Annotated in this window: 14 protein-coding genes; 4 read left to right on the forward strand and 10 right to left on the reverse strand. The window is 58.6% G+C overall.

Annotation, left to right across the window (positions count from 1 at the left end; genetic code table 11):
* Nucleotides 1–63 precede the first annotated feature (63 nt).
* On the forward strand, nucleotides 64–858 hold the full coding sequence (locus D3878_RS13250) for a crotonase/enoyl-CoA hydratase family protein (RefSeq protein ID WP_119785924.1): 795 nt from the start codon (nucleotides 64–66) through the stop codon (nucleotides 856–858).
* Nucleotides 859–898: 40 nt separating this feature from the next.
* A complete protein-coding gene (locus tag D3878_RS13255) occupies nucleotides 899–1,792 on the forward strand; it encodes a LysR family transcriptional regulator (protein WP_119785925.1) in 894 nt (297 codons plus the stop codon).
* 196 nt (nucleotides 1,793–1,988) lie between these two features.
* Here D3878_RS13255 and D3878_RS13260 read toward each other — a convergent pair whose 3' ends face one another.
* The 9 genes from D3878_RS13260 to araD1 form a co-directional block, all read right to left on the reverse strand.
* Entirely contained in the window at nucleotides 1,989–2,309 is a 321-nt protein-coding gene (locus D3878_RS13260; protein ID WP_119785926.1) for a hypothetical protein, read from the reverse strand.
* 336 nt (nucleotides 2,310–2,645) lie between these two features.
* Nucleotides 2,646–4,226, reverse strand: a complete 1,581-nt coding sequence (locus D3878_RS13265) for an aldehyde dehydrogenase (NADP(+)) (protein WP_119785927.1) — start codon at nucleotides 4,224–4,226, stop codon at nucleotides 2,646–2,648.
* A gap of 21 nt (nucleotides 4,227–4,247) precedes the next feature.
* Nucleotides 4,248–5,183: a dihydrodipicolinate synthase family protein gene (locus tag D3878_RS13270; RefSeq protein ID WP_119785928.1), complete on the reverse strand. Its 936-nt coding sequence runs from the start codon at nucleotides 5,181–5,183 to the stop codon at nucleotides 4,248–4,250.
* A gap of 43 nt (nucleotides 5,184–5,226) precedes the next feature.
* Nucleotides 5,227–6,792 carry a UxaA family hydrolase gene (locus tag D3878_RS13275; protein ID WP_119785929.1) on the reverse strand — a complete coding sequence of 522 codons (1,566 nt, stop codon included), beginning with the start codon at nucleotides 6,790–6,792 and terminating at the stop codon, nucleotides 5,227–5,229.
* A 25-nt stretch (nucleotides 6,793–6,817) separates the two neighbouring features.
* Complete coding sequence (locus D3878_RS13280) at nucleotides 6,818–7,615, reverse strand: transporter substrate-binding domain-containing protein (RefSeq protein ID WP_119785930.1); 798 nt, start codon at nucleotides 7,613–7,615, stop codon at nucleotides 6,818–6,820.
* A 51-nt stretch (nucleotides 7,616–7,666) separates the two neighbouring features.
* Entirely contained in the window at nucleotides 7,667–8,395 is a 729-nt protein-coding gene (locus D3878_RS13285; protein ID WP_119785931.1) for an amino acid ABC transporter ATP-binding protein, read from the reverse strand.
* A gap of 38 nt (nucleotides 8,396–8,433) precedes the next feature.
* Nucleotides 8,434–9,078, reverse strand: coding sequence for an amino acid ABC transporter permease (locus D3878_RS13290; RefSeq protein ID WP_119785932.1), 645 nt, complete (start codon nucleotides 9,076–9,078; stop codon nucleotides 8,434–8,436).
* A 12-nt stretch (nucleotides 9,079–9,090) separates the two neighbouring features.
* On the reverse strand, nucleotides 9,091–9,774 hold the full coding sequence (locus D3878_RS13295; RefSeq protein ID WP_119785933.1) for an amino acid ABC transporter permease: 684 nt from the start codon (nucleotides 9,772–9,774) through the stop codon (nucleotides 9,091–9,093).
* A 41-nt stretch (nucleotides 9,775–9,815) separates the two neighbouring features.
* Nucleotides 9,816–10,823: an AraD1 family protein gene (gene araD1 / locus D3878_RS13300; protein ID WP_119785934.1), complete on the reverse strand. Its 1,008-nt coding sequence runs from the start codon at nucleotides 10,821–10,823 to the stop codon at nucleotides 9,816–9,818.
* Between the two features lie 119 nt (nucleotides 10,824–10,942).
* Here araD1 and D3878_RS13305 point away from each other — a divergent pair, with 119 nt between their 5' ends.
* A complete protein-coding gene (locus tag D3878_RS13305; RefSeq protein WP_119785935.1) occupies nucleotides 10,943–11,878 on the forward strand; it encodes a LysR family transcriptional regulator in 936 nt (311 codons plus the stop codon).
* A 36-nt stretch (nucleotides 11,879–11,914) separates the two neighbouring features.
* Here D3878_RS13305 and D3878_RS13310 read toward each other — a convergent pair whose 3' ends face one another.
* Nucleotides 11,915–12,820, reverse strand: coding sequence for a LysR family transcriptional regulator (locus D3878_RS13310; protein WP_119785936.1), 906 nt, complete (start codon nucleotides 12,818–12,820; stop codon nucleotides 11,915–11,917).
* Between the two features lie 87 nt (nucleotides 12,821–12,907).
* Here D3878_RS13310 and D3878_RS13315 point away from each other — a divergent pair, with 87 nt between their 5' ends.
* Nucleotides 12,908–13,858 (forward strand): DMT family transporter, encoded by a 951-nt coding sequence (locus tag D3878_RS13315; protein ID WP_119785937.1) that lies wholly within the window; start codon nucleotides 12,908–12,910, stop codon nucleotides 13,856–13,858.
* Nucleotides 13,859–13,889: the final 31 nt, after the last annotated feature.

A 13,889-nucleotide genomic window follows, 5' to 3' on the forward strand; every position in this document is an offset into this window, starting at 1 on the left:
CGTGCCGGCGTTAATACCCTAGCCTCGCAAGTTCGATCAACGCAATGGAAAACGGGAGGATACATGTCAGCCTTTCTTCGGTATGAACAGGACGATCACGTCGTTACCTTAACAATGGACGAGCCAGAGCGCCGTAATCCGCTCACCGGCAACAGCGCTGTGTCCGATTTTATTGAAGCAATCAAACGCATCGAGAATGACCCGAGCGTACGCGCCGTCATCCTGACAGGCGCCGGCAGTGCCTTTTCCTCGGGAGGTAATATTAAGGACATGGAGCGCCAGTCTTCAGGGGATGTCAGCGGCATACAGATACGTCAAGAGTATCGCCAGGGCATACAACGCCTCGCGCACGCATTGTTCAACCTGGAAGTGCCTGTGATTGCCGCCGTAAACGGTGCTGCACTCGGCGCTGGGCTTGATCTGGCGTGCATGTGTGATATTCGAATCGCATCAGTCAACGCCAAGTTCGCCGAGAGCTTTGCCAAGATCGGCATCGTCCCTGGCGACGGCGGCGCCTGGCTGCTGCAGCGCACCATCGGACTATCACGGGCCGCCGAGATGACATTCACTGCGCAGGTCATCGACGCCCAGTTAGCACTGGAGTGGAATCTGGTATCCCGCGTAGTCCCGCCGGAAGAACTGCTCCCAACGGCACGAAACCTTGCACTCAAGATCGCCGCAAACCCTCCGCATGCGGTGCGGCTTGCCAAGCGTCTGATGAGAGAAGCAATACATGCGCGGCTCGATACCGTGCTCGAACTGTCCGCCGCTTACCAGGCTTTGTCGCACCAGACTGTCGACCATCGCGAAGCGGTTGCGGCGTTTCTGGAAAAGCGAGAGCCGGTATTCAAGGGTTGAACGACCCGGAATTCGTACCTCATAAGGAAAGGGTGTTGATTTGGACTTTCGTCGAATTCGTCACTTCGTCGTGCTGGCCGAAACGCTTAATTTCCGTAAGGCGGCGGAGCGTTTGCATATGGCGCAGCCGCCGCTTACAGTGTCGATACAAAAGCTTGAGGCAGAACTTGGTACCAAGCTTTTTGAACGAGCCTCGAGCGGCGTATCACTTACTCCGAGCGGCAAGGCCGCGCTGATTGAGGCACGCCGGCTTCTGTTTCATGGCGCACAATTCTCCGAGGCCGCAAAGAGCGCAGCACAAGGCACGGGCGGCGCCTTGCATATAGGGTTCGTCGGCTCAACGACCTATGGAATGCTGCAAAGGCTCGTACCTCGATATCGTGCCGAATATCCGGGCGTGGAACTTGTCCTAAGGGAGGCAACCTCCGCCCGTATCATGCAAATGCTGGAAGAGGACACACTCGACGTCGGGCTGGTGCGCACGCCGCTCCTGACAGTAGCAACTGCAGTGCTGCTTCAACTTGAACGCGAACATTTCGCCGTAGCGCTGCCGCGCGGCAACAGACTCGTACACAAAAGTATCCTCTCGCTCGGCGATCTTAAAGATGAATCCTTCGTCATGTACAACCGCGAGCAAGCAGCCGGCCTGCATGCCGCGGCCATGCTAGCGTGTGAGCAGAGCGGTTTCATTCCAAGGGTAGCCCAGGAAGCGGTGCAGGTGCCGACTGTTCTCGCCCTAGTTGAAAGTGGTCTCGGGGTGGCACTCGTTCCGTCGAGCACACAACGATTCCAAAGCGAAAACGTCGTATTCAGGAAGTTGATAGATCCGCCGGCGGCCTCCGAGATCGGCCTGGGCCTGGTTTATCGCCCCAATATGGAGAGCGCTGCCGCTCAGCATTTCCGGGCTCTCGCCATGAAAGAGTACGGGGCCTAGGAAAAACGCCTAATGCTGCTGCAAAGCTCGCGGAAATCCTCAATGACTGGCAAGCTTGCCTTTATTAAACTCATGGCATTTTGACGCTCAAAGCTGGCGCGTACACGTTCGGCAAACAGGGAGTCAGATGTGGAAGCCATAGCCGGAAATTTTATTCGTAAGGATCATTACAAAGACAAGTTACCGTCGATACACGTTATCGCGTTGCCCCCAACTCGGATAGCCGCCCTGCCAAGGCATCGATTTCCCCCTTCTTTGGGCGCTCACTCAGATTTGACGCTGCATCGAATGCCGCCAGGATATTGCCGATGGCGATATAGACGGTGGTATAAGACTCACGTGCCAAGATCGCCAGTCCCTTCAGCGTGCCAAGCCGGTGTTGAAACGTGCTGCGTTCTTGCTTCGTGCGGCCGTGCTCGACGTATTCCCGATATTTCACCGCAGTGACGACCACGTCGGCGGAACGCGAACGATGCATTTCCAGCAGCCGTCGGCTGGACAGCCTGTTTCGGCTCAAAAACCCGTTCATTTCATTAAAAACAGCCAAATGCTGTTTTCGACTTTATTAACTACAAAATCAATCAAAGCACTGCGCTAATTTAGTTTGTTTACGACTTTACATGTCACTGATTAAACTGCACGACGACGTGAGCCGGCATCAAATCTGATTATTTGTTTTCGACTATTTTTGTAGGGATTAACGTTTTGTCGCCCAACAATAAAGTCTGTCGGGCGACAATAACGTCAGTCGGGAATGTCCGCTTTCGACCTTGGATTCGGCCGGTCAACAAGATTTTGCGAGTGTCTGCTATTGTCGCAATACCGGCCGGCCCGCTGGCTTGACGTACATAGCTTATCTAACGAACTGCAATGCCCCGTCCAGCCGACGATTAAGGTGTAGAGGATTTTCCGTCTTCAGCGCATCTGGAAGAAGCGCGTCGGGTAAATCCTGGTAACTCACTGGTCGCAGGAAGCGGTCGATCGCCAGGCTGCCAACTGAGGTGGAGCGGCCATCCGCGGTCGCCGGATATGGCCCGCCGTGCACCATCGCATGGCCAACCTCGACGCCGGTGCCGAAACCATTTACCAGGATACGGCCCATCCGTCGCTCGAGCACCGGCAGCAGGCTGCGCGCTGCGTCGTAATCTGCCGGCTCGATATGCAGAGCCGCAGTCAGCTGGCCTTCCATTGCTTCGATGATGCCACGCAGTGTCGCCATATCGGGACAGCGCACGACCAGCGACGCGGCGCCGAAGACCTCGTCCTGCAACTCCGGGTGACGGAGGAAGGCGTCCGCCGTCGTCGTAAATAGCGCGGCTTGGCATTGGTGCAAGCCGCCAGCCTTGCCCCTTGCTTCCGTAGTGACCGCGGTATGCGCCATGATGTGAGCTACGCCGGCCTCGTAGGCTCGGTGGATGCCAGGTGTCAGCATGGTGGATGCCGGCATTTCTGCCAAGGCCTGCGCGGCGGCAGCGATAAAGCGGCCCAGGTCCGGACCATCCAGCGCCAGCACCAGGCCGGGATTGGTGCAGAACTGGCCGGCGCCCAGAACCAGTGAGGATACAAAAGCCTTCCCGGTCTCTTCCGCCCGCGCAGCCAACGCATGCGGAAAAAGCAGCACAGGATTGATGCTACTCATTTCTGCATACACCGGAATCGGCTCCGCACGGTCCGCCGCTATTTTCATTAGCGCCGTGCCGCCGGCGCGTGAGCCGGTGAAGCCCACTGCCTTAATGCGGGGGTCAGCCACCAGCGCCTGGCTGATCGACAAGCCGCTGTCAAACAGCAGCGAGAAAACGCCTTCCGGCAGACCACAGTCGCGCACGGCCTGCTGCACCGCCCGCCCGACCAGCTCCGATGTGCCTGGGTGAGCAGGATGTGCTTTGGCGACTACCGGACAGCCGGCCGCCAGCGCCGATGCGGTATCGCCGCCGGCGACGGAGAAGGCAAGTGGAAAATTGCTGGCGCCAAACACCGCCACTGGCCCCAGCGGTATGTAGCGCATGCGCAGGTCGGAACGCGGCAGCGGCTTGCGCTCGGGCTGTGCTGGATCGATGCGCACGCCGAGAAAGTCGCCAGCCCTGACCACGCCGGCGAACAGGCGCAACTGGCTTACGGTGCGGCCACGTTCGCCCTCGATGCGGGCGCGGGGCAAGCCGCTTTCGGCAACGCAGCGCTCGATCAGCGCGTCTCCCAGCGCCATGATGTTGTCGCCGATCTTTTCCAGGAAGGCGGCGCGAACTTCCAGCGGAGCTTCTCGGTAGGCGTCAAACGCGTCGCGGGCCAGCGCACAGGCCTGGTCGAGGTCGGCTTGGCTAGCGCTGCCGAATGCCGGCTCCAGCAGCTCGCCGCTTGCGGGGTTGATGCCGCGGCTCGTGGCTTGGCTGCCGCGGACGCCTCGGCTGCCTATCAATAGTTCGCCCTGAATGTTCATTGTATCTCCCTATTAAAAGACTTAACGGCCCCAACGCAGCACTAGCGGCTCTAGCCGGCGCGCGACCTTCAGCAGCCCTTCCCGGGTGGCCGGATGCACTTGGGGCAAGGGATGGCGCACTGCGTCTGAGCGGATCACGCCGCCTTCCTTCATCAGCACCTTGGCCGACGCCAGGCCGCCCTGACGGTTTTCATAATTGATCAGCGGCAGCCAGCGCTCGTAATGCTGCGCTGCCGTCTCAGTGTCGCCAGCTGCATAGGCATCGAAGATCTTGCGTATGCCGTCCGGGTAGCCGCCGCCTGTCATTGCGCCGGTAGCGCCGGCGTCAAGATCCGCCATCAGGGTAATGGCCTCCTCGCCGTCCCATGGACCGACGATGGCGTCGCCGCCCAGAGAAATGAGTTCGCGTAGCTTGGCTGCCGACTGTGGCACTTCTATCTTGAAGTAGGAAATGTTTTCAATTTCCTTTGCCATGCGCGCCAAGAAAGGCACCGACAGCATGGTGCCGCTCACCGGTGCGTCCTGGATCATGACAGGGATGCTGATCGCATCCGAAACGGTTTGGAAGAACTCGTAGATGCCGCGCTCAGCGACCCGAAAGGTAGCGCCGTGATAGGGCGGCATCACCATCACCATGGCTGCGCCGGCGTCTTGGGCGGCCCGGCTGCGCTCTGCGCAGATGCGCGAACTGAAGTGGGTCGTGGTGACAATGACGGGCACTCTGCCCGCCACATGTTCCAGCGTTGTTTGCACCAGCACTGAGCGCTCCTCGTCGCTCAGCACGAACTGTTCCGAGTAGTTCGCCAAGATGCAGATACCGTGTGAGCCGGCGTCGATCATGAAGTCCAGGCAACGGCGCTGGCCGTCGAGATCCAGGCTGCCATCGTCCTTGAAAATGGTTGGGGCGACCGGGAATACGCCGCGGTAGGCGGCCCGATTATTGCTCTTGTTGCTCATGCTGTATTTCCTTCCATGATGTAATGGGGGTTCGGATGATTGCTTAAGTGATGGCGCCGATTTGCCAGGGAACGAATTCATTTTGGCCATAGCCATGCTGTTCGCTGCGACTGCGCTTGCCTGAAGCAGTGTCGAGCATCAGTTGGAACAGTTCTGCCCCCTTTTCGGCAATGCTTGCTTCGCCGGTCAGGATGGTGCCGCAGTTCAAGTCCATGTCTTCCTGCTGCCGGTCCCAGAGTGCGTTATTGGTGGCGATTTTCAGTGAGGGCGCCGGCGCGCAGCCATAGGCCGAACCGCGTCCTGTCGTGAAGCAGATCAGGTTGGCGCCACCCGCGACCTGACCGGTAGCCGAGATCGGGTCGTAACCTGGCGTGTCCATGAATACCAAGCCCTTGGCCGACACATGCTGGGCATATTCGTAAACTTCCACCAGGTTGGTGTTGCCGGCCTTGGCGATGCCGCCTAGCGATTTCTCCAGCACGGTCGTCAGTCCGCCAGCCTTGTTGCCGGCCGATGGGTTGTTGTTCATCGCCGCGTTGTTGCGCTCGCAATAGCTTTCCCACCAACGTATGCGGTTCACCAGCTTCTCGCCGACTTCGCGATTCACCGCACGCCGCGTCAGCAGGTGTTCGGCGCCATAGATTTCCGGCGTTTCCGACAGGATGGCGGTGCCGCCATGCTGCACTAGAAGATCCACGGCGGCACCGAGCGCCGGGTTGGCCGAAATGCCCGAATAGCCGTCCGAGCCCCCGCATTGCAGTCCCACCACCAGATGCCTGGCCGGCACCGGCTGACGCCTTGCCTTGTCCGCCTCCGCCAGCATGCCATGCACCAGCTTGACGCCATGCTCTATGGTTTTTGCAGTGCCGCCGGTTTCCTGGATATTGAAAGTGCGGAGGAAGTCGGCTTCGATCAAGCCCTGGGTTTCCATCAGGCGCGAGATCTGATTTGTTTCGCAGCCCAACCCGATGACCAGCACACCGGCAAAGTTGGGATGGGCTGCATAGCCGCCCAGCGTACGCTGCAGCATGGCCAGGGCCTCGCCGTCGGGATCAACCGCGCAGCCCACGCCATGGGTGAGCGCGACCACGCCATCGACATTCGGATAGGCGGCCAGCGCCTCGGGAAAAACGTCGCGTCGGAAGCGGTCGGCAATGGCACGGGCCACTGTCGCCGAGCAGTTCACCGACGTCAGGATGCCAATATAGTTTCGCGTTGCGACCCGGCCATCGTGGCGCACGATGCCGTCGAAGGAGGCGGTCTGCTGCGCCGGGACGGTCGCCTTTGCATCGGCACAGAATGCATAGTCGCGGCTAAAGTCGCCCATGGCCAGGTTGTGGGTATGCACATGTTCGCCCGGCTGTATCGCGCGGCTGGCGAAGCCGATGATCTGGCCGTAGCGCTTCACCGCCTGGCCCTGTTCGATATGGCGCGCCGCGACCTTGTGGCCCGCTGGTATCAGCCCGGAAACCCGCACGCCTTCGCACTCCAGCACGGTGCCGCCCACGAGCTGGTTGCGGGCGATGACGACGTCATCGTCCTTATGCAGGCGAATTGCCTGTACCGCCGCGTTCGCAGCTGGCTTGATTATGTCATTCATGGCTGGCATGTCGGGAATTCCTTGGTGTTGACGTTTAGTTCAGCATGTCGGCAGGCAGCGCTGTGCCAAAGTGCTTCTTGTAAATCTCGTTAAGTTTGCCGTTCTGCACATTGGTGCGAACCCAGCCATCCAGATAAGACTTTAGTTCGGGCTCGTTCTTGCGGATGCCTATGCCCAGCGGGAAGCCCTTCATGGAAAACCTGGATTCGACATCGCGCGACGGATTGGCTTTCTTCACCTGCGGGAGCACGCTCATTGCGGCGGCGATGTAGTCCTGCTGTCCGGTAGCGACCGCGGTGTTCGTGGTGGCGTCGTCTTCGTAACGCACGACGGTCACATTGGACACGTCCTTGACCCCACGCGACAGTTCCTGATCGCTAGTGGTTCCGCGAGTGACGGCAATCGTCTTGCCTGACAAGTCAGCAAAGCTGGCAAGCTTTTGCTTCGCCGGACCGCCGACCACGACCTGCAGCACAGCATATGGCAGCGAGTAGTCGATCACTTTCTTGCGCTCGTCCGTGATCGAGAAGGAAGCCATTACCACATCAGCCTTCTTGGTCAGCAGGAAAGGCACCCGGTTCGGGCCGGACACTGGCACCACCTCCAGTTCCACGCCCAGATCCTTGGCCAGCAACTGTGCCGCCTCGATGTCGGACCCGCTCTTCCTGGCCTGGGCGTCCAGCATGCCAAACGGTGGTGCGCCGATATCTACCGCTACCAAGATTTTCTTGCGCTTCTTGATGGTGTCCAGCGCATCGGCAAACGACAGCGATGCGCTGCCCAGCAAAGTCATGGCCAACAGACTGCCCAGTACGAAACGACGGTTCTTCATGGTCTCACTCCTCGTTATTGGTCTTGCGACCGATTAAATACAAACGTTTAATTACAGTCCACTACAGACAAACTGGTTAAGCTCGGTGGTGGCCGGTTGCTTCAACATGTCGCCGTTACCGCTCTCCCACACGACGCCGTGATGCATGAACAGGATCTGGTCGGCCACGTTGCGGGCAAACGCCATCTCGTGCGTGACCAGCACCATGGTCATGCCGTCAGCGGCCAGGTTCTCGATCACCTTCAGCACCTCGCCAGTCAGTTCAGGATCCAGCGCCGATGTCACTTCATCGAACAGCATCAGCTTTGGCTTCATCGCTAGCGAGCGAGCAATCGCCACACGTTGTTGCTGACCGCCAGACAGTTGCTCCGGGTAGGCATTGGCCTTGTCCTGCAAACCAACTTTCTTCAGCACATCGGCCGCAATGGCCTGTGCTTCGGCCACGTTTGTGCCGTTGACCTTGCGTGGCGCCAGCGTGATGTTCTGCTCCACCGTAAGGTGCGGGAACAGGTTGTAACTCTGGAATACGATGCCGACATCCTTCCTGAGCGATTGCAGGTCGAGTCCGGGCTTGTGCATGGCCCGGCCGCAGACTTCCAACTCACCACTGTTGATGGTCTCCAGCCCGTTGATGCAGCGTAGCGCCGTACTCTTGCCGGAGCCGCTGCGCCCGATCAGCGCGACCACCTGGCCCCTGCCGACTTCAAGGCTGACGCCCTTCAAAATCTCGGCGCTGCCAAAGGATTTGCGCACTTTCTGAAATTTAACGATGCTGTCCATGGAGTCTCCTGTTACTTCGTATATGCTGTGATTCAGCGTCAGTTTTTCTTGTATTTGCGTTCCAGCCGCGACGCCAACCGGGACAGCGGGTAGCACATCGCAAAATAGATCAGCGCCGCGATGGTGAACACAACAAAGGGTTCGAAAGTGGAGTTATTGACCACCCGCGATGAATAAGTTAAGTCGAAGAAGCCGATTACCACCGCGTACGATGAGTTCTTAACGATTTGCACCAGAAATCCCACGGTAGGCGGAATCGCAATGCGTCCGGCCTGTGGCAGGATCACATAGGCAGCCGTCTGTGCCGGCGTCAGCGCCAAGCATTCTGCTGCTTCCCACTGCGTCCGCGCCACTGCCTGGATGCAACCTTTCCAGATTTCGCCGAGATAGGCGCCGGCGTAGGCGGTTAGCGCCAGACCAGCAGCCACCAGCGCCGGCAGGTCGAAGCCGGCAATGCTGATGCCGAAATAGACCACGAACATGATGACCGGCAGCGGCACGCCTTGAATCACTTGCACGAAGAATCCGGTGCTGCGCGATAGCCAGGCATTGCGGCTGCTGCGCGCCAATGCCACCGGGACCCCCAGCAGCGCGCCGCCAATAAAGCCGAGGGCGGAAAGCACGATGGTCCAGCCCGCGCCTTTAAAGATGAACAACAGATGGTCGATGGTGATGCCTTGCATGTCGGTGTCTCCTTATTTTTGCGCGGCAAGACGGCGCCGGCGCGGAAAGGCAATGCGGGCGCCTTGTTCCATCGTCAGCCGCAGCAGCCACGACAGGATCAGGTAGACCACTGCAATCACGATGTAGATTTCAAAACCCCGGAATGTCTCGGACTGGATGCGATAGCCGATGGCAGTCAGCTCTTCGGCTGAAATCTGCGACATGATGGAGGTCGCCAGCATCATCAGCACGAACTGGCTGATCAGCGACGGGTACATCTTTTCCACGGCCTGCGGCAGAATAACGTGCCAGATCACGCGCCAGCGTTTCAGGCCCAGGCACTCGGCGGCTTCAAGTTGACCTTTGGGTATGGACTCAATGCCGGCCCGGATGATTTCGGTGGTGTAAGCAGCGACATTGACTACCAGCGCAAACACGGCTGCGGTCAGGGCCGGCACCCGCACATGCAACGCTGCCAGGCCAAAGAACAGCCAGAAGGCCTGGATAACCAGCGGCGTATTGCGTATCAGGTCGACGTACCAAGCCACCGTCTTTTGCGCCCATGGCCGACCATAAACCCGAGTAATGGCAAATACGGCACCGGCCGCAAAACCCAACGCGATGCTGAGCACCGACATTCGTATCGTCAGCCCAACGCCGGACAGGATGTCGCCCCAGCTAGTGGCAAGAAAACTGAAATCAAATTGGTAATCCATCGTTTGTCTCCATGCGGTTTTTCCGCCCTGTTATTTTCGTGTCACAGCTGCCGGATTTCGCCCGGCTGGTACTTGGTCTCCAACTGCACAGTGCCATTACGAAGCGGTGCGCCAAAACCCGGCAGGCTGATCTCGAAGATGTCGCCGTCGCAGGTGGCCACGCCATCGGAGAACGACACCGTGGCCGAGCCAAAGAAGTGAATATGCACATCGCCGGGCCGCAAAAACTGGGCGTACTTGAAATGGTGGTACTCCAGGTTTTCCATGGTGTGGCTCATGTTCTCCTCGCCAGTGCGAAAGCGCTTTTCCCACACTACGTTACCGTCGCGGATAATGCGGGAATAGCCCGACAATGACGACGGCAGTGCGCCTACTCGCAGTTCCGGGCCGAACGAGCAGTAGCGCAGTTTGGAGTGCGCCAGGTACAGATAACTGCGGCGCTCCATGATGTGATCGGAAAACTCGTTGCCGATCGCATAGCCAAGACGGCACGGCTTGCGATCGGGGCCGATGACATACAGGCCCGTCAGTTCGGGCTCTTCGCCCGCGTCCTCGGCAAATGCCGGCACCGGGATGCGGCGGCCGGGATGGATCAAAATTTCGCCGTCGCCCTTGTAGAACCATTCGGACTGCACGCCCACAGCGCCCGCTGCTGGCCGGCCGCCTTCAAGGCCCCAGCGAAACACCCGCATCGAGTCGGTCATGGCTTCCGCCGGGACATGAGCCTGGTGCATGGCGTCGCGCAGCGATGCGCTGCCGAGATGGGTCAGGCCGGTGCCACTCACCAGGCAATGGGCAGGGTCTTCCTCATGGTCCAGCGGCACCAGGATGCGCGACTCGGCGACGATGGCGTCATAGGATACGCTGCCTTGCAAGCCTAGCGCCTTAACCTGGGCTTCCAGCCCGTGGCCGGCAGCAATTGCAGCCAGCGCGATCTGCCGGGTTGACAGGGCGTTGCGGACGATCGCTATTTCGTCGGCGTCGGTGCTGCTGCCAACTAGGCCGACGCGCCGCGCGCCCTTCCCGTCCGTGAACTGTATGAGTCTCATGCCCTTGTCTCCTAAAGGCTGGCGTTGAAGCCGCCCTTATGTTTTGTGGAGCCACTGTATTTGATCCTCTATGCAATGTATATTGAATAGTTTCCATGATGTGATCACTTTTACGACTCATGAAGCAGACTATCAACGCGCTACTGTCGCGGTTGCGCATGAAACAATTGCAACTACTCATTGCATTGGATGAGCATAAGTCCATGCACAAGGCGGCCAGCGCGCTGTCTATGACGCAATCGGCGGCTAGTAAAGTGCTGCATGAACTGGAAGACATGTTCGACACGCCGCTGTTCGAACGCTCCAAAACCGGCATGATCCCGAACCAGTTTGGCCACAGCGTGATTCGCCATGCGCGGCTGCTGGTGACCGACCTCGGCGCGCTGTGCCAGGATATTGCCGACATCCGCTCTGGCAAGGGCGGCCGGCTGGCGATCGGCACCATCATGGGCGCAGTTCCCGACGTAGTAGTGCCGATACTAAACTGGCTACATACACGTCAGCCCAATCTGGCAATCGAAGTGGTGGAAGACACCAGCAGGCGCATGCTGACGTTACTGGACGATGGCCATCTCGATCTGGTAATAGGCCGCGCCAGCGTGGCGTTGGACACCGGCAAATACCTTTACCAGCCGCTACGCGACGAGCCCGTTTCGGTGGTTGTCGGTTACAGCCATCCGGCTATGCCGGACGAGAACCTGAGCTTGCGGCATCTTAAAGATCATCGTTGGCTGGTTTATCCCAAGCACATGCCCATGCATACTCTGCTGGAGCGGGAAATGGACTCAGCCGGCATGACCATGCCATCCAATCAGATTTCCACTGCTTCGTCTTTTGTCACTATTGCCATACTCCAGCGCAGCAACGACATCGTCGCGCTGCTACCGACTGATGTGGCCGACTTCTTTGCCCGCCACAAGATGCTTCGCATCCTGCCGATCGAGCTAACGTCGAAATATCAGACATTCGGCATCGTCACCAGGAAGGGGGGAGCAACGTCTCCGGCAGCAGACCAGTTCATCCAGCTATTGCGCGACAGGAATATGGTGCATTGAGAGGGTGACGCCGGCTGTTGCAATGGCATCCGCATTTCAACTGAGATGGTTTTTAACCAGGCCCTGAATAAAGTCGCGCAGCGCAATCATGCGCTGACTGGCCTTGAGATCGCGATGATAGACCAGCCATAGCTCACGCGAGAAAATAGGCTGGCTTGACCCGAACCGTTCAAGCGAAGCATCCCGATCGCCGACAAAGCATGGCAGCACACCGATGCCGATACCGGCCCTGATGGCAACGTGCTGTGCCTGTATGCTATTGCACGCGAGTGCGGGCGATTTTTCCGAAAAAGTGGCCTTAAGCCACTTTGCCATGGGCAAGTCGGCCCAGGCCTCGTCCCAAGAAACGTAATCAAGCTGCTGCCATGTATCCGGCGCTTTCCTGGCCAGCTTTGCGGCCGCTGAGCCGGCCCGGCAGTAGGCCGCGAAGTCCAGGGTGCCCGCGCGGCTGACGATATAGTCGCCGCCGCCATCGCGGATGGCGGGGTCCGCTATCCGCAAAGCCAGGTCTGCCTCGCGCTTCGACAGATTGGCGCGCGCAAGTGAAATGTTCATTTCGACGCTTAGCCTGGGGTACTGCGCGCGGAACAAATGCAGGTTCGGCACGATAAGGTGAATTGCCAATGTCTCCGACGTGGCAAGGCGAACCTGCCCTGTGATTTCCCGCTGCGCTGAGGCATGGCCATTCCTTTCCGCCGCCATCATGGCCTGTTCGACCTGCTCAACATGCTTGAACAGCGCGTCGCCGTCATCCGTGAGTTGGTAACCGCTTTGCTGACGGAGAAAAAGCGTTGCCTGCATACGTTCCTCCAGCGCCGTCACGTGACGGGAGACGGTGGACGGACTCGTATGCAATGCTGCCGCCGCACCGGTCAAGCCGCCATGACGGGCGGTCGCCAGGAAGAACTTCAAATCATTCCAGTCGAAACTCAGATTTTTCATTTATGGAAAATTGATTTCTAAATTAATTGTGAGATTTTTATATTTAGAAAACTATACTACCCCTGTATCCATCTGGGAGCAATCATCATGAGTTCATCGGGAATCTATCTGAGGTTGGTATTAGTCACCGTGTTTTGGGCATCGGTCTTCCATATCGGGAAGTATGCAGTCGAAGTGGTATCGCCATTATTCGCCAGTGCCTGGCGCTTTACGATTGCTGCCGCGGTCCTGGTGCCGATCATTACGATGCGCGAAGGATGGTCGCTTTCCGCGCTACGCCGCAGCGGGTTCGGATTGCTGGTGATGTCGGCAATAGGCGTGTTCGGCTTTAATGTTTCGCTGTTCTATGGGTTACGCATGACATCCGCGGTCAATGGCGCGCTCATCATGGGATTCACGCCTGCGCTGACGGCCGTACTGTCGGCCCTCGTCAACCGCGAATCCTTGTCACGACAACAGTTGGTCGGCATGGCGCTGGGCATTGCCGGTGTGATAGTGGTGGTCAGCAAAGGCTCATGGCACACCCTCGCGGCAATGTCGCTGTCGACTGGCGATTTGCTGGTCATGGTTGCCAGCCTTTGCTTTGCGGTTTACCCAATTATCCCGAAGCGCTTCGTGCATGGCATGTCGGCACTTCAAACGACTGGCGGCTCGATTGCAGGAGGGGCTGCCTTGATGGCTGCTTTCGCGATGATGACAGCGCCGGACTTCCTGACGCCGCCACCGTTGCCGATTGCGGCGGGAATTGCCTTCATGGGACTGTTTGGTTCAGCAATCGCTTATCTGTGGTGGAATCAGGCAGTGCGACACATGGGCGCGACCTCGGTTGCGGTGTTTTTTAATCTGGTGCCGCTCTTCACGGCATTGATCGGCGTACTGCTCGGGCAGGCAATTTCAATAGCGCAGCTATGCGGTGCCGCCTTGGTGATTACCGGCGTATTGTATTCATCCGGCAAGCTTACGTTTTTTTCGGCGACACCAGTCATGGGCCGCGTCAGGCGGGACACCAAACAGCCGGCGGCAACGCAGGTCAAATGAATGAACATACCGGCCGGTGTTGGCTCCGTGA

The organism is Noviherbaspirillum sedimenti (genome assembly GCF_003590835.1).
In the GTDB taxonomy this organism is placed as follows: Bacteria; Pseudomonadota; Gammaproteobacteria; order Burkholderiales; family Burkholderiaceae_D; genus Paucimonas; species Paucimonas sedimenti.

What these genes read in the sequence shown, in the direction of transcription:
- D3878_RS13285 (WP_119785931.1), bottom strand. Translation starts at nt 8,395, where the DNA reads ATGGACAGCATCGTTAAATTTCAGAAAGTGCGCAAATCCTTTGGCAGC.
- araD1 (WP_119785934.1), bottom strand. Translation starts at nt 10,823, where the DNA reads ATGAGACTCATACAGTTCACGGACGGGAAGGGCGCGCGGCGCGTCGGC.
- D3878_RS13310 (WP_119785936.1), bottom strand. Translation starts at nt 12,820, where the DNA reads ATGAAAAATCTGAGTTTCGACTGGAATGATTTGAAGTTCTTCCTGGCG.
- D3878_RS13250 (WP_119785924.1), top strand. Translation starts at nt 64, where the DNA reads ATGTCAGCCTTTCTTCGGTATGAACAGGACGATCACGTCGTTACCTTA.
- D3878_RS13270 (WP_119785928.1), bottom strand. Translation starts at nt 5,183, where the DNA reads ATGAGCAACAAGAGCAATAATCGGGCCGCCTACCGCGGCGTATTCCCG.
- D3878_RS13305 (WP_119785935.1), top strand. Translation starts at nt 10,943, where the DNA reads ATGAAGCAGACTATCAACGCGCTACTGTCGCGGTTGCGCATGAAACAA.
- D3878_RS13280 (WP_119785930.1), bottom strand. Translation starts at nt 7,615, where the DNA reads ATGAAGAACCGTCGTTTCGTACTGGGCAGTCTGTTGGCCATGACTTTG.
- D3878_RS13295 (WP_119785933.1), bottom strand. Translation starts at nt 9,774, where the DNA reads ATGGATTACCAATTTGATTTCAGTTTTCTTGCCACTAGCTGGGGCGAC.
- D3878_RS13315 (WP_119785937.1), top strand. Translation starts at nt 12,908, where the DNA reads ATGAGTTCATCGGGAATCTATCTGAGGTTGGTATTAGTCACCGTGTTT.
- D3878_RS13265 (WP_119785927.1), bottom strand. Translation starts at nt 4,226, where the DNA reads ATGAACATTCAGGGCGAACTATTGATAGGCAGCCGAGGCGTCCGCGGC.
- D3878_RS13275 (WP_119785929.1), bottom strand. Translation starts at nt 6,792, where the DNA reads ATGCCAGCCATGAATGACATAATCAAGCCAGCTGCGAACGCGGCGGTA.
- D3878_RS13290 (WP_119785932.1), bottom strand. Translation starts at nt 9,078, where the DNA reads ATGCAAGGCATCACCATCGACCATCTGTTGTTCATCTTTAAAGGCGCG.